The sequence below is a fragment of the Belliella filtrata genome (genome assembly GCF_022549775.1).
In the GTDB taxonomy this organism is placed as follows: domain Bacteria; phylum Bacteroidota; class Bacteroidia; order Cytophagales; family Cyclobacteriaceae; genus Belliella; species Belliella filtrata.
The window spans coordinates 20,541-40,609 of the sequence record NZ_JAKZGP010000011.1; the positions used below are offsets into that span (position 1 = coordinate 20,541).

General features: G+C 37.5%; 14 protein-coding genes. 13 read left to right on the plus strand and 1 reads right to left on the minus strand.

All coding sequences use genetic code 11. The features are described from left to right. Positions 1-10: 10 nt before the first annotated feature. From MM239_RS06375 to MM239_RS06425, 11 genes are all read left to right on the plus strand, one after another. Positions 11-1,900, plus strand: coding sequence for a cytochrome c oxidase subunit I (locus tag MM239_RS06375; protein WP_241347371.1), 1,890 nt, complete (start codon positions 11-13; stop codon positions 1,898-1,900). Next, entirely contained in the window at positions 1,881-2,954 is a 1,074-nt protein-coding gene (locus MM239_RS06380; protein WP_241347372.1) for a COX15/CtaA family protein, read from the plus strand. Before MM239_RS06375 ends, MM239_RS06380 begins: the two co-directional genes overlap by 20 nt. Before the next feature lie 5 nt (positions 2,955-2,959). Then, the gene (gene cyoE, locus MM239_RS06385; protein WP_241347373.1) at positions 2,960-3,862 is read left to right on the plus strand and encodes a heme o synthase; all 903 of its coding nucleotides are present in this window, start codon (positions 2,960-2,962) and stop codon (positions 3,860-3,862) included. A gap of 4 nt (positions 3,863-3,866) precedes the next feature. Further along, positions 3,867-4,448: a cytochrome c oxidase subunit 3 gene (locus MM239_RS06390; RefSeq protein ID WP_241347374.1), complete on the plus strand. Its 582-nt coding sequence runs from the start codon at positions 3,867-3,869 to the stop codon at positions 4,446-4,448. A gap of 23 nt (positions 4,449-4,471) precedes the next feature. Beyond that, positions 4,472-5,248 carry a cytochrome c oxidase subunit 3 gene (locus MM239_RS06395; RefSeq protein ID WP_241347375.1) on the plus strand — a complete coding sequence of 259 codons (777 nt, stop codon included), beginning with the start codon at positions 4,472-4,474 and terminating at the stop codon, positions 5,246-5,248. A 139-nt stretch (positions 5,249-5,387) separates the two neighbouring features. After that, positions 5,388-5,717 carry a cytochrome C oxidase subunit IV family protein gene (locus MM239_RS06400; RefSeq protein WP_241347376.1) on the plus strand — a complete coding sequence of 110 codons (330 nt, stop codon included), beginning with the start codon at positions 5,388-5,390 and terminating at the stop codon, positions 5,715-5,717. 79 nt (positions 5,718-5,796) lie between these two features. Further along, positions 5,797-6,462 carry an SCO family protein gene (locus MM239_RS06405; RefSeq protein WP_241347377.1) on the plus strand — a complete coding sequence of 222 codons (666 nt, stop codon included), beginning with the start codon at positions 5,797-5,799 and terminating at the stop codon, positions 6,460-6,462. Between the two features lie 7 nt (positions 6,463-6,469). After that, positions 6,470-7,006: a DUF420 domain-containing protein gene (locus MM239_RS06410; protein ID WP_394801489.1), complete on the plus strand. Its 537-nt coding sequence runs from the start codon at positions 6,470-6,472 to the stop codon at positions 7,004-7,006. Positions 7,007-7,037: 31 nt separating this feature from the next. Then, positions 7,038-7,319, plus strand: a complete 282-nt coding sequence (locus tag MM239_RS06415; protein WP_241347379.1) for a hypothetical protein — start codon at positions 7,038-7,040, stop codon at positions 7,317-7,319. Between the two features lie 299 nt (positions 7,320-7,618). After that, entirely contained in the window at positions 7,619-11,344 is a 3,726-nt protein-coding gene (locus tag MM239_RS06420; RefSeq protein WP_241347380.1) for a sensor histidine kinase, read from the plus strand. Between the two features lie 210 nt (positions 11,345-11,554). Continuing rightward, positions 11,555-14,890, plus strand: coding sequence for a hypothetical protein (locus MM239_RS06425; RefSeq protein WP_241347431.1), 3,336 nt, complete (start codon positions 11,555-11,557; stop codon positions 14,888-14,890). Between the two features lie 70 nt (positions 14,891-14,960). Here MM239_RS06425 and MM239_RS06430 read toward each other — a convergent pair whose 3' ends face one another. After that, the gene (locus MM239_RS06430) at positions 14,961-17,231 is read right to left on the minus strand and encodes a helix-turn-helix domain-containing protein (protein ID WP_241347381.1); all 2,271 of its coding nucleotides are present in this window, start codon (positions 17,229-17,231) and stop codon (positions 14,961-14,963) included. Between the two features lie 129 nt (positions 17,232-17,360). Here MM239_RS06430 and MM239_RS06435 point away from each other — a divergent pair, with 129 nt between their 5' ends. Both MM239_RS06435 and ispG read left to right on the plus strand, forming a co-directional pair. Next, on the plus strand, positions 17,361-18,068 hold the full coding sequence (locus MM239_RS06435; protein WP_241347382.1) for an SDR family oxidoreductase: 708 nt from the start codon (positions 17,361-17,363) through the stop codon (positions 18,066-18,068). A gap of 6 nt (positions 18,069-18,074) precedes the next feature. Beyond that, the gene (gene ispG, locus MM239_RS06440; RefSeq protein ID WP_241347383.1) at positions 18,075-20,054 is read left to right on the plus strand and encodes a (E)-4-hydroxy-3-methylbut-2-enyl-diphosphate synthase; all 1,980 of its coding nucleotides are present in this window, start codon (positions 18,075-18,077) and stop codon (positions 20,052-20,054) included. Positions 20,055-20,069: the final 15 nt, after the last annotated feature.

Genomic DNA, 20,069 nt, shown 5'->3' on the forward strand with positions numbered 1-20,069 from the left:
AGGTAAAATTATGGCAGCAGCTAACGTCGCTTTACATGATACTCATGATCACGATCATGATCATGAGCATCACGATAACTTCATCACCAAATACATCTTCAGTACAGATCACAAAATGATCGGTAAGCAGTTTTTGGTTACTGGTATTTTCTGGGCTTTGATCGGAGGTTTTCTATCTATCTTATTTAGACTTCAGTTAGGTTTTCCAGATATGGAACTCTACTTCTTGAAGCCTTTATTAGGTGGCTGGATAGATGATGCGGGTAAACTTGATCCGAATTTCTATTTGGCTTTAGTTACAATGCACGGAACTATCATGGTTTTCTTTGTATTGACAGCTGGGCTAAGCGGTACATTCTCAAATTACCTGATACCATTGCAAATTGGTGCAAGAGATATGGCGTCTGGTTTTATGAATATGTTATCTTACTGGTTTTTCTTTGTTTCTGGTGTGATCATGTTTTGTTCTTTGTTCTTAGAAAATGGACCAGCTGGTGGTGGTTGGGTAGTATATCCTCCTTTATCTGCTTTAGAACAAGCTATTCCAGGTTCAGGAATGGGAATGACGCTTTGGTTGATAGCTATGACTTTCTTTATAGCATCTTCTCTATTAGGAGGTATCAACTATATCACTACCGTAATTAACTTGAGAACAAAAGGTATGTCTTTTTCTAGACTTCCTTTGACCATTTGGGCCTTCTTTTTGACAGCCGTAATTGGTCTATTGTCTTTCCCTGTTTTATTTGCTGCTGCTTTATTACTTGTATTTGATAGAAGTTTTGGAACATCATTCTACCTTGCTGATATCTATATTTCAGGTGAAGGTGCATTGCCAAATACTGGTGGTAGCCCAGTGTTGTATCAGCATTTGTTCTGGTTCTTAGGTCACCCTGAAGTATACATTGTTTTACTTCCTGCATTGGGTATTACCTCTGAAGTTATCGCTACGAATTCTAGAAAACCAATCTTTGGATACAAGGCAATGATCATTTCAATGCTAGGTATTACGATTCTCTCTTTCGTAGTATGGGCTCACCACATGTTCGTATCAGGTATGAACCCTTTCTTGGGATCTATCTTTATGTTCCTGACATTGATTATTGCAATACCTTCAGCAGTAAAAGTTTTTAACTACCTTACGACACTTTGGAGAGGTAATTTGATCTTTACTCCAGGTATGTTGTTCTCAATTGGTCTAGTTTCTTTCTTTATATCTGGTGGTCTTACCGGTATTTTCTTAGGTAACTCCGCAATTGATATTCAACTTCATGATACTTACTTTGTAGTGGCTCACTTTCACTTGGTGATGGGTTCAGCTTCATTCTTTGGTTTGATGGCTGGAGTTTATCACTGGTTCCCGAAGATGTTCGGAAGAATGATGGATGCCAAACTCGGTTATGTACATTTTTGGTTGACTTTTGTTGGTGTTTATTTGGTATTCTTCCCGATGCACTATATTGGTATCGCAGGATTTCCAAGAAGATATTATTCATGGACAAACTTCGAGTTCTCAAATATGTATACTGATTTGAATATGTTTGTATCTGCTGCTGCAATAATTACTTTTGCTGCGCAATTTATATTCCTATTCAATTTCTTCTACAGCATGTATAGAGGTAAGAAAGCTTCTCTTAACCCATGGAGATCTACTACACTTGAGTGGACGACTCCTTTGTTCCCAGGACATGGTAATTGGCCAGGAGAAATACCTTCTGTTTACAGATGGCCTTATGATTACTCAAAGCCAGGTGCAAAAGAAGATTTTATTCCTCAAACTGTCCCTCTATCTGCTACTCCAGAATCTAACTTGCCACATGAGCAAGAGTTAGTGAAATTGGAAAAGGAAATCATTGCTGAAGAAGAGCAAGTTTTGGTAGCAAATGGATCTAAAGAAGTCTAAAGATATTAACAGCTTTCGCAGAATCTCCTTGATTACTGTGATAGCTGTTTATTTTCTAATATTGGTTGGTGGGATCGTTCGAAGTACTGGTTCTGGTATGGGATGCCCTGATTGGCCAAAATGTTTTGGGAGCTGGGTTCCGCCTACAAGCGAGGATCAGCTCCCAAATGATTATCTAGAAGTTTATTTGGACAAAAGAGTTCAAAAGAATGAGCGTTTTGTATCTAGTCTTGAGCGACTCGGATTTCAAGATTTAGCTTATCAAATTAAAAATGATAAATCCATACTCATTGAAGAAGAATTCAATGCAACTAAAACATGGATTGAGTATATCAATAGGCTTATTGGAGTACTGATAGGTTTCTTTATCATTCTTACCGTAGTTAGGTCAATTCCGTTGTGGAAGTACGACAAGGTGATTCCTATCATGAGTAATTTTAGTTTACTGTTAGTGCTCTTTATAGGCTGGATAGGTTCTATCGTTGTTTCTACAAATTTGTTGTCTTGGGTTATTACCATTCATATGGTACTGGCGCTCTTACTTGTTTGTGTTTTGATCTATGTACATTTCAGAGTTCATCACATAGACAAAGCATTGAAGAAAAGGACTGATCATGCTGCATCCTTGTTTTATTTGATGTTGGTAGGTTTGATCTTAATGTTCGTTCAAGTCGTTTTGGGTACACAAGTAAGAGAACAAATAGATGTTGTTGCAAACTCATTTGGTAATTTGCTTCGGAGTAATTGGATAGATCAATTAGGTTTGACTTTCCTCATTCATAGATCTTATTCACTTTTGTTACTAGGAATTCATCTTGTGTTTCTATTTAAAGTGTATAAATATGCTGTTAGGCATTCAGGCATTTATAAATTGTCTTTTTGGTTAGTGGTTTTAATAATTATCGAGATATTAACAGGTATTGGAATGGCATATTTTGGTATTCCAGCTTTCTTACAGCCTGTACATCTTTTGTTTGGATCATTGATCATAGGGGTTCAGTATTTATTGTTGCTAAATCTTCATGACCAAAAAAATATTAAATTCGATTCATAAAGTTCATGAGTACTATTAATATTTCTGAAAATACTATATTAGATGCATTAGCTTTTAGAGCTAAAGCTTATTACGAATTAATCAAATTTAGATTAAGTGCTTTAGTCACTTTTTCTGCTGTGTTTGGTTTTATTCTTGGAGACTCTGGTGTCATATTCTCATGGGTTGGTTTTTTTGCCTTGATGATTGGTGGTTTTTTAATTAGTGGTGCTTCTGGTGCTGCAAACGAAATTCTTGAAAGGGATTATGACAAATTGATGAAGAGAACTCAAAACAGACCTCTTCCTCAAAATCAAATCTCGCTTCAAGAAGCCTATTGGTTTACTGTAATATTAGCTGTAGTAGGTGTTTCTATATTATGGTTGTTTACAAACCCTTTGACTACAGGACTCGGTGTTTTGAGTATGGTCTTATATGTATTTGTGTACACACCATTGAAAAGAGTAGGGCCAATTGCTGTATTTGTGGGTGCTATTCCAGGTGCTATGCCACCTCTATTGGGATGGACTGCAGCTACTGGAATGATTAGCCATGAGGCATTGATTATCTTTGGGATTCAATTTATTTGGCAATTTCCACACTTCTGGGCAATTGCTTGGGTAGGTGATGAAGATTACAAAAAAGCTGGATTCAAGTTACTCCCTTCTGGAGGTAAAAAGGATCTCAATACAGCTATTCAAATAATGATCTATACCTTGTTCTTGTTACCCTTAGGGTTGTTGCCAACATACTTTGGTTTGACAGGAATAAACTCTGGTATTGTGGCCACCATTTGTGGAGTTTTGTTTTTGGCACAAACATTCTCATTGATGAAGGATTGCAGCAGAAAATCAGCTTTAAAGATTATGTTTGGCTCCTTTCTGTATTTACCAATAGTTCAGATAGCATACTTATTAGATAAGGTTTAGGGAAATGGAAGAGAAGTTAGCGTATGTAGAAGGAGCAGAACAGCCCATTGCGATGCATCCGAAGAAGTTTGCACTTTGGTTGTTTATGGTGACGGTTGTTATGATTTTCGCTGCATTGACTAGTGCTTATATTGTACGTCAATCAGAAGGGAATTGGTTAGAATATGATTTACCAGCGATATTTTATTATACCTCTGGGATCATTGTGTTGAGTAGTGTATTTCTGCATTGGGCATATGTTTCTGCCAAAAAGGATAACTTGCTACAATTGCGAGTTGGAATGTCAATAGCTACTTTGCTTGGTGTTTTGTTCTTAATTGGTCAGTGGTATAGTTGGGTGGCATTAGTAGACAGAGATGTTTACTTTGTAGGTAACCCAGCAGGTTCCTTCTTATATGTATTTACAGGTCTACATGCATTACACTTGATTAGCGGTGTGATATTTCTAATTATTGTGTTAATTTCGTCCTTTAGATATAAAGTACATTCACAAGCTATGACTCCCATGGAAATGTGTGTTACTTACTGGCATTTCTTAGGAGGACTATGGTTGTATCTATTTATGTTTCTGCAATTAAATCATTAAAAAAATAATTTAATTTAATTTATATGTCAACGACTGCAACAGCGATTGGAGTGAGCTCCAAAAGAGGAATCTGGGGAGGTGGTAATGAACCACTTAAAGCCAGTTATGGAAAGCTAATGATGTGGTTTTTCCTACTATCTGATATCTTTACCTTTGCTGCATTTCTGATCACTTATGCTGCTATCAGGGTAAGTTATCCTGGTTATGCTGGCTCAATGGATACTTTCCAAGGGTCAAATGAGTATTGGCCGATTCCTGAATTAGTATTTGATGCATTTCCATTTTTCCATGGAGTGCACATGCCATTAGTTTTTGTTGGTTTGATGACATTCATATTGATTTTGAGTTCTGTTACGATGGTACTTGCTGTGGAAGCTGGACATAGAAATGATAGAAAAGATGTAGTTAAATGGATGCTTTGGACTTTGTTAGGAGGTATAGCTTTCTTGAGCTGTCAAGCATGGGAATGGTCCCACTTTATACATGGTTCTGATGGAGGAACAGTTTTGACTTATGTCAATTCAGTCAATAAAGTAGTAAATGAAACTGTTTTTGGAGCAAATCTCGTAGTTAACGAATATGGTCCAGCCGCTTTCGCTCAATTATTCTTCTTTATAACTGGTTTCCATGGTTTCCACGTGACTATTGGCGTTGTTCTATTGTTTTTAGCTTTTTACCAAGCAGCAGTAGGAGTGTATGAAAGAAGAGGGCATTACGAAATGATTGAAAAAATCGGTTTGTACTGGCACTTTGTAGATTTGGTTTGGGTATTTGTATTTACATTCTTCTACCTTATCTAATAGGACTTACTTGATTTGAGGAATCACAAAGGTTTATCCTACCTCAAATGGTGATATATGTGATCATTTGTAAATTGAAATAATATCGCTTTCAATGATCTTTAGATTAAAGAAGGCTTAAAAGATAAATCATAACATTATGGCTATACAAGAAAATAAATCGACTTTGGAAGTCACTCCAAGAGATGATGCGAAGTTTTGGAAAATCTGGAAGACAGCAGGTATTCTATTAGCGATTACTGCAGTAGAATTTGTGATGGCTTTTACCATGGATAGGGGATTGTTACTTTACTTTCTATTTATCGCTTTGACGATATGGAAAGCGAAATATATCATGATGGATTTCATGCACCTTGGGGATGAGGTTAAGCCATTGTTTTATTCGATTATTGTACCTTTGATATTCTTGGTTTGGCTTGTGATTGCCTTAGTAAGAGAAGGAACTGATATCTTTAATTTGAGGTGGTAATCTTCAAATAATCTAAAAAAAAGTAGGTTGGAGAGAGACTCTTCAACCTACTTTTTTGTTATAAGTAAAATTAATAATTATGAAAGGATTAAGAATATTACAAGGCTTTGTTTTACTCTGTATCTTGATGATTCCTGTTTTGATCATTGTCTTCCTAAAGACGATGACTACAAATACTTACCAGATTCCTGTTTTTTATGAAACAGGTGTTGACAACCCCCTTCAAGCTTGTGAGTTTGAAGAAGGAAAGCAACATAGCATACCGGAATTTGAATTGACATCTCAAAATAATGAGTCAATTGGTAGAACTGATATGAATGGTAAAGTGACGATTGTAGACTTCTTCTTTACTTCATGTCCAAGTATTTGTCCAGTGATGTCAACTGAAATGGAACGTGTTGATGATGTTTTTAGAAATGAAGATGATGTTCAAATTTTTTCGATTTCAATAGACCCAGAATACGATACGCCAGAAATACTTCAGTCCTATGCCATGAAGCATAATGCAAACCCTGATAAATGGCATTTTCTTACAGGAGATAAAGCTTCAATATATGAGCTGGCTCGTTGTGGATTTATATTGCCTACGATAGACGGTGAGGGAGTTGCGGATGATTTTGTGCACTCTGATAAGTTTATATTGGTTGATGGTGATGGTAGGATCAGAGGCTATTATAGTGGTACGAGTAGAGAAGATGTAGATAGATTAATATTAGAGACTAAAATTTTACTTTATGGAAAATAGTAAGATAATGAATGATACAAATGATAAAGCTGTAATCAAGTGGGTAACAGTGATAGCTGTAGTTATTCCCGTTGTGGTAGCTGTTTTGTTATTTATGCCTACCAAACTTGACCTAGCGAATGAGTGGGTTTATTTTCTTCCTCACCTTAATGCGGTAATAAATAGTGCAGCTACCCTGGCCTTATTGGCTGGACTTTTTTTTATCAAAAGTGGGAATATTCAACTTCATAGGACTGCTATGACAACTGCTTTTGCATTAGGTGCAATCTTCTTAGTTTCCTATGTGATCTATCATGCGGCTGCTGAAAGTACATCTTTTGGCGGTGAAGGCCTAATCAAGTCTGTTTATTACTTTGTGCTGTTAACCCACATTTTACTGGCAGCTGTAGCATTGTTCCCAATTTTGTTGGCTTATTATTATGGATACACGGATCAGAGAGTTAAACATAAAAAGATAGTAAGATATGCCTATCCCATTTGGTTGTATGTCACCATCACGGGGGTAATCGTATATTTGATGATAAGCCCTTATTACAGCTTCTAAACTAATTTTGAAAACCTATCGTTGTAAAAATATGAAGAAGATAGTACAAGTAAGTTTCTTTGTTTTTGGAATGGTGATTCTGAGCTTCCAATCTATAGCGCAATGTGCCATGTGTAGAGCATCAGTGGAGAATAATGTGAGTAATGGTGAAACAAGTATTGGAGCTGGTCTTAATACAGGAATCCTGTATTTGTTCACGATGCCTTACTTGATAGCCGCTGTGATTGGATATTTTTGGTATAAAAATGCCAAAAATAGAAGACTGAAGGAGCTCGCAAACCCATATTTGCGACGTAAGAATTCCATTGTGTGAAATTGACCAAGTTAAAATCGTGATTTGAGCTGCATTGCAATGGGATATGCCATGACTCCTGTTTTAGTCAAAGTAGTTATTTTTTAGATATTATACCAAAATTCTAGGTTGCTAAAATTCACCTTGTTTGAGGTATAAACTTCTGTTTTTTGTAAAAATTTTGCGTATAATTATCAATAAGCTTAAACTTTTTTTAATAGCGTTAGTTTGAAATTGGAGTTAGATGATTTTAATAGATATAACAAGTAGAAAGGCAAAGTTTGAAATATAACGTTGCTTTTTTTACTTTGACAAACAATATGCTTAAACAGAGACGACTGATTTTATTTGCATCAATTATAGCCATTGGTATTCTTTTGGCAATTCATCAATTTTTTGGACAATCAGCACGAACAGATCAATTTGTAAAGGATATAGAGGATAACCTACACCTTGTAGAAAAGGAGTTTGATGAGGATTTTATTGAGATCCTTATGAAAAACAGGCCTGAAGATGAATTGAAGTTCCAAAATCTATTATTACACAACCATAGACAACCCTATTACCTGTTTGATGATAGAGATAGTTTGATATTTTGGTCAAATTTCGAACATTTACCAGTCTTTTCCTCATTGAATAAAGGCAAAGCACATCAATTGTATGAAGATACACGTGGGGTATATTATGCAAAAATCCGCCAAGTAAAAAGAGGTGAAGGAAATTTCTGGCTTGTACAGCTTTTTCCACTGAATTTCAAAAGAGAAATTCAGAATGATTTTTTATTATCTGGCTTTAATCCGGAGCTTTTTGGAAACAACAGGTTGAGTCTTTACCCTGACCAAACATTTTCAGCTCATGATATTAAAAGTATAAAGGGGGATTTTATTTTCTCTATTCGATTCGAAAGTGGTTATCAGCCTGTACATAAGGAAAGTAATCATACTGTATTGATATTTTTCTTTTCCTTGCTTTTGCTCGTATTGATAGTCGGTTATGGGTTTATTTCCATGATTTGGAAGAAAGGTAAAAGAAACCTGGCAATTATATATACAAGTGGGATTTTTCTTATTATAAGATCATTTATGTTATTTTTTCACTTTCCACAAGACTTTTTTGAATTTGAGTTATTTGATTCTAGTAAATATGCTTCTTCCTGGTTCAACCCAAGTTTAGGGGATTTGCTTTTAAACACCATTTGTTATATGGTGGTGTTTGGGTTGGTGTTGAAGGTATTTGCAAGCCAACAGTTTCAGGTAAACTTTAATAAATTTCGAGAGCCTTTTAGACCAGGTATTTTTGTCTTTCTTTCTTATTTGGTCTCTACCATTCTACTGGCGCTTTTCTACAGCTTGTATATCAATATATTGAGTAATGCACAATGGGATCTAAATATTCTCACACTACCTTCTTTTGACTATTTTAAAATGATCAGTTTGCTGATTATTTTCTTTGGTGGAGCCATGTATTTATTGTTTTCTATTTTGGGGATCAATTTGGTGTTAAGCGGTGAAAGGATTGAGAAAATTTTTGCTTTGAGAATTTTGGTTTACTTCTCAGTCCCTATTGGGATTTTATTAGGATATTACAACTGGGTCTATTTTATAGCTTTTTTATCTCATTTCTTCTTGTTGTTTTCAATAGTAAGTTTTGAGCTTTACAAGAATATATTCAAGCTTGGTTTGAATACATTCCTTACCTTCTTTTTTGGATGCCTGATTGGTGCTGTAGTAACAGGGATCGCCTCTCATCAAGTATTTTTGGATAGACAGCATCAAGCAAAAGTTAGGTTTGGCATGCAACAATTGGTGGAAAATGATGTTATGGCTGAGTTTTACCTTGGTGGCATTATGGATAGGATAAAAGGAGACTTGTTTATCAAGAATACACTTACAGATCCTTTCCAGCCAAATGAAGTGATCGAAAGGAAGATTCGAAAGTTTCATATTACCAATTACTTTGAACAATATGATGTGAAAATCCGAGTGTTCAATGTTAGGGGAGACAATGCTATTGATAGGTCAAGTACAGAGAGTTTACAGGATTTAAGATTAGATTATATCAAAAGCGATAATGCCACTTCTGTAAGAGATTTGTATTTTGTCAAAGGCTCTAGAGAGGGGCTTGGAAATAGGTATGTGACTTTTATCCCTTTATACAGGGAAAGTACGTTTGTGGGCACAGTATTTATAGAGTTGAAGCAATTGAAAATACACCCAACAGCGGTATTTCCGAGATTGATATTAGATAGGAAATACAATGCAAATCTTGGAGAACGGAATTTTGATTATGCTGTTTTTCAGGATGGTGTTTTACAGTATTCCGTAGGCGTATTTAACTATAGGTCCTTAGATCTAGAGGAGTTTTTGAGTTCAAGTAAGTTGAAGTCAACAGGTTCTTATGCGAAGAAATATCACCATTTTAGTGTTGAAAATGAGGATCGGCAAGTAATAGTATCTTCACCAACTTACCCTGTTTATTATATTCTTGCTGACATTTCACTTTTTTTCGTAGCCTTTATTCTACTTACTTTGATTAGTATTTTAGCATTCACCCTAAGAAACGGAATCAAAAGGTTTAGTTTTACATATGCCACAAGACTTCAGATGTACTTGAATTTCGCTTTTTTCTTTCCGATTTTGACCATTAGTTTGATCATCATCGGATTATTGACGAGTTCATATAAGGAGGAGCTTCATAGGCAATATTTTCAAAAGGCCTCATTGGTAGCAGACAACCTCTCGGCTATTATGGAGAGGTTATCTATGAGAGAAGCAGATCGAGATGATCTAGTTGAAATGGTCAATAACTTAGCGGGGACAACTAGTGTAGAAGTGAATGTTTATCAGTCAGACGGTACGCTCCTTGCTACTTCACAGCCAAATATTTTTGATAAGCGCATCGTCACTAAATTTATCAATCCAGCTGCTTGGGCACAAATCATTAGTGAGCAAAACAATCGTGCTATTTTAGAGGAGACAATAGGTAACTTAAGTTTCAAAACTGTCTATGTGGCTATAAGATCTACCGATAGTCAGCAAGTTAGGGCAATTGTATCTATTCCTTTCTTTGAGTCCGAGGCTGAACTTGACATGTTGATAGCGGATGTCCTAAGCAACATTGCCAATATATTTGTGTTGATTTTCATTGTATTTTTATTTGTTTCTTATTTTGTATCAAAGAAGCTTACGCTTCCTTTCAACTTACTAACACAAAAATTGAAAGATACCGACTTGGACAGTAATGAACCCATGTATTGGCCCACAAATGATGAGATTGGTCTTTTGGTAAATGAGTATAACAACATGCTTTTTAAGTTGGAAGCAAGTAAGAAAACTTTGGCCAATACTGAAAAGGAATCAGCTTGGAGAGAAATGGCCAAGCAAGTAGCTCATGAAATTAAAAACCCACTTACTCCCATGAAGCTCACTTTACAGCATTTGCTTAGATTACAAGCGATGGGGAAGCTTGATGATACAGAAAAGTTAAAAAAGCCAATTCAAACCCTCATTCATCAAGTAGATACCTTAAGTGATATTGCCACATCTTTTTCAACATTTGCTAAAATGCCACTTCCTAAAAATGAGTTGATGGATTTCAGAACTGTGGTGCAAGAGAGTGTTGAGCTTTTTAAAAATAGAGATAAAGGAACCGTGATCCTCCATGATTTCAGTCAAAATGCGTCCTTATACATTATGGGTGATGACCAGCTTTTTGGGAGAGTGATTGGGAATTTGATCATTAATGGTATCCAAGCTGTAGATTCGGGTAAACAGCCTGTAATAGACGTAACGCTCAAAATAGTTCCATATCAACAAGTGGTTTTAGAAATCAAAGATAATGGTAAGGGAATACCTGATGAGTTAAAAGATAAAATTTTCATCCCTAATTTTAGTACCAAGTCTGAAGGCTCAGGTTTGGGCTTGGCTATTGCCAAACGAGGTGTTGAAACTGCTGGTGGAAAAATCTGGTTTGAGACAGAGGAAGGTAAAGGGACTAGCTTTTTCCTTTCCTTTGAATTGGTTCAGCAAGATATTCAGATGGGTTGAAAATAATCAAAGTTTGTGTCGACTATTTTTTTTGATTGAATATACTACCTTAGCAGGTGGTATTAATCATCATGTTCTCAATTGAAAAAACTTTTACTGTTAGGGTTTACTTTGCTTGTTTTTCTTGAGCTTAGCGCTCAAGAACAGCGTTGTAAATGGTGGTCAACAGATCAGCTTTCGAGTTGGGTTTTGCTTGATTCCTTATCAGTAATGGAGGAACATATTCAAGTCAGCGATGGTGCAGATAGGAATTTTGAGTTTGAGTATAATCTGAATACAGGGATGATCAAAGTCGCTTTAGGATCAATAGATGCGATAGATTCTATTCGAGTATGCTATAAAACTTTCCCATATAGCTTTCATTTACCAGTGTCCAGAAGATCTTTGGACATGGATTATGATTCAATGGCCATGTTTAAAGACCGAAGGGTACAGGCCATTCCAGCATTTGATTTTAGAGAGGAGCTTTTTCCTTCCACTAACCTTCAGAAATCTGGTAACTTGACCCGAGGTGTGTCTTTTGGGAACACTCAAAACGTATTTGTAAACTCCTCACTCAATCTTCAAATGTCTGGCCAGTTGGCTGATAACCTGAATATCCGTGCTAGTATCACAGATCAAAATGTGCCTTTTCAGCCAGAAGGTAATACCCAGCAGTTACAAGACTTTGATAATGTGCTCGTGGAGTTGTATAATGATAGATTCAACTTGTCAGCTGGTGATGTCGTCTTGAGACAGCGCGAGTCGGAATTTTTGCGGTATTATAAAAATGTGCAAGGAGCTCAAGTGACTACAAATTATCAGCTCAATGATAAATGGAAAGCATCTACTCAAGCATCAGCCTCTGTGGCAAAGGGTAAATTTGCTTCTATTCAGCTCGATGTTTTTGAAGGTACACTTGGGCCATACAGAATCCCTGGGCCGCAAAATGAGCGGTTTGTAATTATTATGGCCAACTCGGAGCGTGTGTTTTTAGATGGAAAACAACTTCAGAGAGGATTCAACTATGACTATGTGATCGATTATAATCAAGGAGAAATTACATTTACTCCCAATGTCTTGATCACCCAGTATTCACGTGTGAGGATAGATTATGAATATGCTGAGAGAAATTATTCAAGATCCATCTTGACTGCTAATCATATCCAAGAGTCTGATAAAGTGACCTTTTACATGAACTATTACCGTGAGCAAGATAATAGGAATAGACCACTGTTTTTTGAGTTTTCGGATGCTGAAAAACGCCTTCTAGCTTCGGTTGGAGATGATTTGGAAGCTGCGGCTGTTCCAAGAGTAGATTCTGTGTCTTTTGACCCTAGTAGGATTTTGTATAGAAGAGTTGATACGATAGATGTTTCTGGCAATCCCTTATCCTTTTTCGAATATTCGACCAATCCAGAAGAAGCATTTTTTGCTGTAGGGTTTTCAGAAGTAGGGCAAGGTAATGGGGACTATGTCAGGTCAGCTCAAATAACCAATGGTCCCGTATATGAATATGTACCCCGTGTCAATGGTCAGCCTCAAGGTAGGTTTAGCATTTTGTCTCAGCTTCCTGCACCAAATAAGCGACAGATGTTGACTGCAGGAGGTAGGGTGAAGTTAAGTGCTCATGAACAGGCGTATACTGAGGTTGCTTTTTCGAATACAGACAATAACCTTTTTTCAACATTAGACAATGAGGACAACACTGGTTTTGGAATCAAGTCAGGTATTTCATCCGAAAACCGAACTTTTGAGAAGCTTGAAGGATATAAGTTCAATGCGCTGACTGAATTTGAGTACAATTCAGTGCATTTTAGTTTTATAGATCGGATAAGGTATATTGAATTTGATAGGGACTGGAGTTTGAATCCAGAAGATCTCATAGAGCATGGAGCAGAGCGAATATTCAATACACAATTTGCCTTGGAAAAAGATGCAGACAGGAGACTTTTTTATCGCTTTAACCTTCGGAACCGGGAAGGTGTATTGGCTGGAACGCAACATCTCGCTACAGTCAATCAGGTAATAGGGAATAAAATTTTCCTGAAACAGGATTTTTTTCAACTAGATAGTGATGTTAGGAATCTGGACTCTTACTGGCTTCGATATACTGGGGACATCAGCTACAGAGGCAATGTGATTGTGCCAGGATATAGACTTATGGTGGATCGCAATACAGTAAGAGATGCAGCCACAGATTCTGTAGTGAGTACTGCGATGAACTTTATCGAGCATACAGCATACATCAAAAGTAATGATACCTTACGCTATTCTTTTTTTGTAGATGTGAGTAAGCGAGAGGATAAGTTTCCTGTAGAAGGAGTGCTGGTGAGAGATACTGAAGCTTTCGCTACCAATATAGGCTTGAAAAGACGCTTTGGTCTACATGATTTTAAAGGTACTTTTACTTATAGAGCGTTGAGGTTTTTAAGATTGGCCGATGAGGTAGAAACAACAGTTTTGGGGAAGATCGATTATCACAGTAATTTGCTAAAAGGTAATTTGAGAAATGAGCTTTCTTATGCCTTGGGCAACGGGAGAGAGTTTAGGCGAGAGTTTGTTTTTCTTCCTGTACCCGCTGGAGAAGGTACCCATGCATGGCGGGATGATAATGGTGATGGAGTTCAGCAACTCAATGAATTTTATCTTGCAGTAAACCCAGAGGAAAAGAATTTCATCAAAGTATTTGTACCTACGGCAGATTTCATTCAAGCTTACTCCACAATTTTCAATTACAGGTTGAATGCAAAATTCCCCGATACTTGGAGGACAGTATCTGGGCTCCGAAAACTTTTGCAAAAATTCTCTAATAATACCAGTTTGAGTATAGAGAAGAAGATTACATCTGATCAGTTTTGGGATAGGGTAAATCCCTTTGTAGGAGGGTTTGCTGATGAAGACCTGGTGTCTGTTAGGCAAGTGATCAGGAGTTCCTTTTTCTTCAACAGGTCCTCTCCAAAGTATGGTTTTGACTTTTCTATTTTTGATAGTCAAAACAAACAGTTGCTTGCTGGAGGATTTGAAGATTTGGCACAGAAAGACTTGAGGTTGAATACACGCTTTAATTTTAATCCTAATTGGAATATGAGGTTCTTATTGATGTCAGGCCGTAGGTTTGCAGGATCAGATTTTTTGGAAAATAGAAACTACCTGATAGAGCAATATGCTCTAGGTCCAGAGCTTGCTTGGCAGCTTGGAAGTACTTTTCGGTCTACGATTATGTATCAATATACAGACAAGGTCAACCTGAGCAATGAATTGCAAGATGAAAAGGCAGTTCTTCATCAACTTGGCTTAGATTTGCGTTTTGCTCGTGCCATACGTACTACCTTGAATGCACAATTGAAGTACATATATATCGACTATAATGGACAAGCTAACTCCCCAGCTGGCTATGAAATGCTCCAAGCTTTGAATACGGGCAATAATTTAACTTGGACATTCAACTGGCTACAAAAAATCGGAGAAGGGTTGCAGATGAATATGGTTTATGAAGGTAGGAATTCTGAGGGCTTAGGAAGACTGGTTCACGTCGGAAGAATGCAAGTGACTGCATTGTTTTGACAAGAGCAAAACCTTATGGGCAATATTAAAACAAATTTGAATCCTTGAAAATCAACCGCTCGTTAACAGATTAGTCTCGAGCCATGTGGGCAGCCACCATTCTTAAGGTTGTGTATGAGAACTTTTCGGGATACTTTTTAAATACTTCTCCAATTTCACCATTTTCAATTTCTAAAAGTACAGCGGCTTCACTGATTTGTTCATGCGTTAAATACTGATTTATATCTACTTTCCCTTGAGCGATTCCTTTTGTAAGGTGAGATTCTATGGTAGATTTAGCCATATTTCGAATCTCACAAATCTCTTGAATACTTTTTCCTTCCCGACTCATTTGAAAGGTGATCTCGTAGGTTTCTCCTTTCTCAAGTTTCATTTTTGGCTTGTCGTCTTTTGATTTTTTTCTGCCAGTTTTATTGGTAGTGAATTTTGGGTTCTCTTTTACTTCTTGCTTAGCCTCATGAGCCAAACTGATTCGAAGTTGTGTAATACTGTCAGTGATGGACGAGAGTCTTCCAATCTCTTCTCCATTCAATATGGCAGGTACCAGGGTGCTGATTTTCATGATCTCATTCAATTTTCTCAATAAATTGATTTCAATCTCGGATATCTCCTCCAAATACTTTTTGGTCTGGGTAAACTGTTCCACTTCAGCTTGGTGAAGAAGTAATTTTTTAAGCACTTTTTTGAATAACGAGCTATAATAATCACTGCCTTTTTCAAGCCTATCCATCATAAAAAGCAAATCTTTTTTATAAAGTAAGTGCTGTAGTTGTCGTGAAAACTTATAAGTATTTTCTTCCTCTTTTTTTAAAAGCTGATGAATCAGTCCCATAGCCATTCTCATTTCTTCATCCTCAAATACCATGGTGCTAGCATGTTCTTTTTGGAAGTTTTCAATGCTTAGAATGAGCTTGTGGAAATCGAAGGTGTTTGATAGCAATTTTTGTATATAATGCTTTTGATGTAGCTCTAGCAATGTATCCAAGGGCTGTTGATGATCTGTAGTCTGTTTTGTGAATTGGACAGCTTGCGGGTCTGAGCTGATGATGTGAGGTTGAATGCGGGTGCGTAAAGCTAGCCCATCCAAACTTCTCAATCTACTTAGGGCTACATATACTTGCCCTGGAGCAAATGCCTGACCTACATCAATGATGGCTTTGTCAAAAGTCAATCCTTGGCTCTTGTGAACAGTGACCGCCCAGGCGAGCTTGATTGGGAACTGTTCAAATGTTCCTATAATATCTTCTTCAAGTTCTTTTGTGTCTTCATTGATAATGTAGCGCTTGTTTTCCCAAGTTTCTCTTCTAAGGATGTAGTCGGACTTTTCTTCCTTTAGAAAAACAGTGATTTCATCATTATGTATGGATTTTACCATTGCCATTTTCCCATTAAAATAGGAGGCATTTCTACTACTATCATTTTTGATAAACATGATTTGAGCGCCTTCTTTGATCTCTAGCGTTTTTGGGATGGGGTAAAGGCTTTCTGGAAAGTCTTTATCAATTTTTGCATCAAATCGGTGAATAGGTGACTTGAGGGCAGCCAGTTCGTTCTTATTGTGATTTTCTGCCTTGGTATTGTGTGTAGTGATGATGATAACTTCCTTTAACTTATCAATTTCTTCTGGTGTTTTATAGTAAGTGTTTAAGAATTTGATGTCTTCATTAGTGACGCGGTTTTCCCTTAGGTGATTTAGGACATCAATGAAGATGTCGTCTTTTTGTCTGAAAATTTTATTGAGTTCTACATAGACTAACCCCACTTGCTGAAGCGCCTTAGCTGCAAAAAAGTGCATGGTGTTGTAGAACTTTGCCAATACATGCCATTCTTGATCCTTGACAATCGGGGGTAGCTGAAAGAGGTCACCAATCATGAGGACTTGAACTCCTCCAAATGGCTCATCATAATTTTGTTTGACCCTTTTCATTCTATAATCTATGGCATCAAGCAGGTCAGCTCTGAGCATACTGACTTCATCGATGATGATCAGGTCGATGGAGTTAAGGACTTTTTTTCGTGCAGCATTGAGCGGATGCTTTCTATTGAGCGTGTATTGAGTGTAGAAATTCCCGTCACCGGAAAAATTCCCCTCGGGCTCTTTTGTTGGTAAAAATGATCCAAATGGAAGAAGGAATTGAGAATGTACAGTTACACCTTTAGCATGAAGTGCGGCTATGCCTGTGGGAGCGATGATGATATGGTTTTTGTGAGTGAGTGAAGTTAATTTTCTTAAAAATGTAGTTTTACCTGTTCCCGCTTTTCCCGTCAAAAATATTGGACTGTTTGTCGTGTTGACAAAATGTGCCGCTAGCTCCAGTCTATCCGTTCTTTCATGTTCCATAAGGATAAAATTAGTAGAAAAAAATATGAGCAGCCTAGGATTAATCGTTTAAGTTCGCAAATCTTTCAAAAAAATGTAACTTTGCTCAAGGAAAATAGTTGTTATGCTAACTATTAAAAACGAAAGAAAATGTCAATGCATATTTTAGTAACTGGTGGAACCAAGGGGATAGGTAGGGCCATTGTTGAGCGATTTGCAAAAGAGGGGTTTGATGTGTCCACCTGTGCACGCAATGAGCAAGATTTGAAGGATTTGGAGACTTTTTTTTCAAGTAATTATCCAAATCAACAGTTATTGGCATTTCGAGCAGATCTGTCAAAAAAAGAAGATGTACAGAAATTTTCTGATGTTGTAAAGAAGAGGCTTGGAACTCCAAATGTATTGGTGAACAACACGGGTGTGTTTCTTCCAGGAGCAATCCATACAGAAGAGGAGGGCAATTTGGAGAGAATGATAGAGACAAATTTATATTCTGCCTATTACTTAACCAGGTCTTTTGTGCCAGAAATGATCGCCAGATCCTCGGGTCACATTTTCTCCATGGGTTCTATCGCAGGGCTTACGGCATATCCCAACGGGGGTAGTTATGCGATTTCAAAATGGGCGATGCTTGGTTTTACCAAATGCATTCGTCAAGAGCTAAGTCCTTATCATATCAAAGTGACATCAATACTTCCAGGAGCCACTTATACTGCCAGCTGGGAAGGTGTTGATGTGCCAGAGGAAAGGTTAATGAAAGCATCAGATGTGGCTGAGTCAGTCTGGGGAGCATACAAACTTTCTCCAGGTGCTGTAGTTGAAGAAATAGTGATTAGACCACAATTAGGAGATTTATAAAATTTTATGGAAACCAAATCATTGATGGAGAAGGTGAATTATTGTAATAGCCTGACTTCATATTCGAGAAGGAAGACGATTCCAGTCAAAGTCGGGAATGTGATCATCGGAGGGAATAATCCTATTGTGGTGCAGTCCATGACGACCGTAGATACCATGGATACCCTAGGTTCTGTAGAGCAATGTATCAGGATGATTGAAAGTGGTTGCCAATTGGTGAGGATTACAGCCCCAAGCATGAAAGAGGCAGAAAATCTAAAAGAGATAAAAGATGAGCTGAGGAAGAGAGGCTATAGTACACCTCTAGTAGCTGATATACATTTTACTCCAAATGCAGCAGAATTGGCAGCTAAAATTGTCGAAAAGGTCAGGATCAATCCTGGGAACTATGCTGATAAGAAAAAATTTGAAGTGATCAACTATTCTGATGAAAGCTATCAAGAAGAGCTAGAAAGGATAAGGGAGCGGTTTTTACCTTTGGTCAAAATCTGTAAGGAGCATGGCACGGCTATGAGAATAGGTACCAACCATGGGTCCCTTTCTGATAGAATCATGAGTAGGTATGGGGACACTCCATTGGGTATGGTGGAATCCGCTCTGGAATTTTTGAGGATTTGTGAAGAAGAAGAGTTTTATGATATCGTGATCTCGATGAAATCTTCCAATACCCAAGTAATGGTCCAAGCTTATAGGCTTTTGGTGCAGAAGTTAGATGAAGGAGGTTTTAAGCCATACCCTCTGCATTTGGGAGTGACAGAGGCTGGTGATGGAGAAGATGGAAGAATCAAATCCGCTGTAGGTATAGGGACTTTGCTAGAGGATGGCTTAGGAGATACTGTTAGGGTCTCTCTGACTGAAGATCCAGAATTCGAAGCTCCTGTAGCCAAAGCTTTGGTCGATAGGTATGATCAAAGGGTTGGGCATGATTCTATTCCAGCGGTAGTTACATACCCTATCAATCCTTTTGAATATCAGAGAAGGGAGTCTGTTGAAGTTGCTAATTTTGGAGGGACGAATGTACCTAGGGTAATTACGGATATCTCGAAAGTATCTGAAATTCTACCAAAAGAGATGAAGCACGTAGGGCATTTCTATTTGCCTGAACTGGATAAATGGAAGATGAATGATCAAGGTGCTGATTACATCTATACAGGTAGCAACCCTATTCCATTCATGCTCCCTAATGGGATGAAAGAAATTCAGGATTATTCAACTTGGGAAGATGCGGAAGATCAACAAAATAAATACCCAGCATTCTCATTGAAAGCTTTTCAAGAATCAAAATTGTATCACCAATCTCTTAATTTTTTGATGATTAATGATTCAGAGATTGAAGATGCCATCCCTTTTGTAAAAGGAAGAAAAGACCTGGTGGTAATACTTTCAAGTGAAAATTCTCATACTTACCCAGCCTTGAGAAGGGCATTTGTATCATTGATTTCCAATCAGGTGAAGGTTCCCGTTGTCCCAAAGGTGAGGTATAATCAGCATACTCAAGATCAAATCATGCTTTATGCTGCCACGGACGTTGGCGGGTTACTAATAGATGGTTTGGGTGATGGTATCATGATAGAAAGTGCTGGACATGAAGATATAGAAAGGGAAAAATGCTTTACTCACATAAAACTGAACCACTCGGTTAGCTTTGGGGTTCTTCAAGCAGCGCGTACCAGGATGTCCAAAACGGAATATATCTCTTGCCCTTCATGTGGTAGAACCTTGTTTGACCTTCAAGAGACCACGGCAATGATCAGAAAGCGTACGGATCACCTCAAAGGAGTAAAGATTGGCATCATGGGTTGTATCGTGAATGGTCCTGGTGAAATGGCCGACGCAGACTTTGGCTATGTTGGTTCGGGGAAGGGTAAGATCACCCTATATAGAGGCAAAGAAGTAGTGAAAAGGTCAGTGCCGTCAGAAAATGCAGTGGATGAATTAATAGAGATCATCAGGAAAGATGGTATGTGGACTGATCCAGAGAATTGATAATCAAGTGAACGA

Coding starts and splice junctions, on each gene's coding strand:
- MM239_RS06405 (WP_241347377.1), top strand. CDS start 5,797: ATGAAAGGATTAAGAATATTACAAGGCTTTGTTTTACTCTGTATCTTG.
- MM239_RS06415 (WP_241347379.1), top strand. CDS start 7,038: ATGAAGAAGATAGTACAAGTAAGTTTCTTTGTTTTTGGAATGGTGATT.
- MM239_RS06390 (WP_241347374.1), top strand. CDS start 3,867: ATGGAAGAGAAGTTAGCGTATGTAGAAGGAGCAGAACAGCCCATTGCG.
- MM239_RS06375 (WP_241347371.1), top strand. CDS start 11: ATGGCAGCAGCTAACGTCGCTTTACATGATACTCATGATCACGATCAT.
- MM239_RS06420 (WP_241347380.1), top strand. CDS start 7,619: ATGCTTAAACAGAGACGACTGATTTTATTTGCATCAATTATAGCCATT.
- MM239_RS06430 (WP_241347381.1), bottom strand. CDS start 17,231: ATGGAACATGAAAGAACGGATAGACTGGAGCTAGCGGCACATTTTGTC.
- MM239_RS06410 (WP_394801489.1), top strand. CDS start 6,470: ATGAATGATACAAATGATAAAGCTGTAATCAAGTGGGTAACAGTGATA.
- MM239_RS06395 (WP_241347375.1), top strand. CDS start 4,472: ATGTCAACGACTGCAACAGCGATTGGAGTGAGCTCCAAAAGAGGAATC.
- MM239_RS06400 (WP_241347376.1), top strand. CDS start 5,388: ATGGCTATACAAGAAAATAAATCGACTTTGGAAGTCACTCCAAGAGAT.
- MM239_RS06425 (WP_241347431.1), top strand. CDS start 11,555: ATGGAGGAACATATTCAAGTCAGCGATGGTGCAGATAGGAATTTTGAG.
- cyoE (WP_241347373.1), top strand. CDS start 2,960: ATGAGTACTATTAATATTTCTGAAAATACTATATTAGATGCATTAGCT.
- MM239_RS06435 (WP_241347382.1), top strand. CDS start 17,361: ATGTCAATGCATATTTTAGTAACTGGTGGAACCAAGGGGATAGGTAGG.
- ispG (WP_241347383.1), top strand. CDS start 18,075: ATGGAAACCAAATCATTGATGGAGAAGGTGAATTATTGTAATAGCCTG.
- MM239_RS06380 (WP_241347372.1), top strand. CDS start 1,881: ATGGATCTAAAGAAGTCTAAAGATATTAACAGCTTTCGCAGAATCTCC.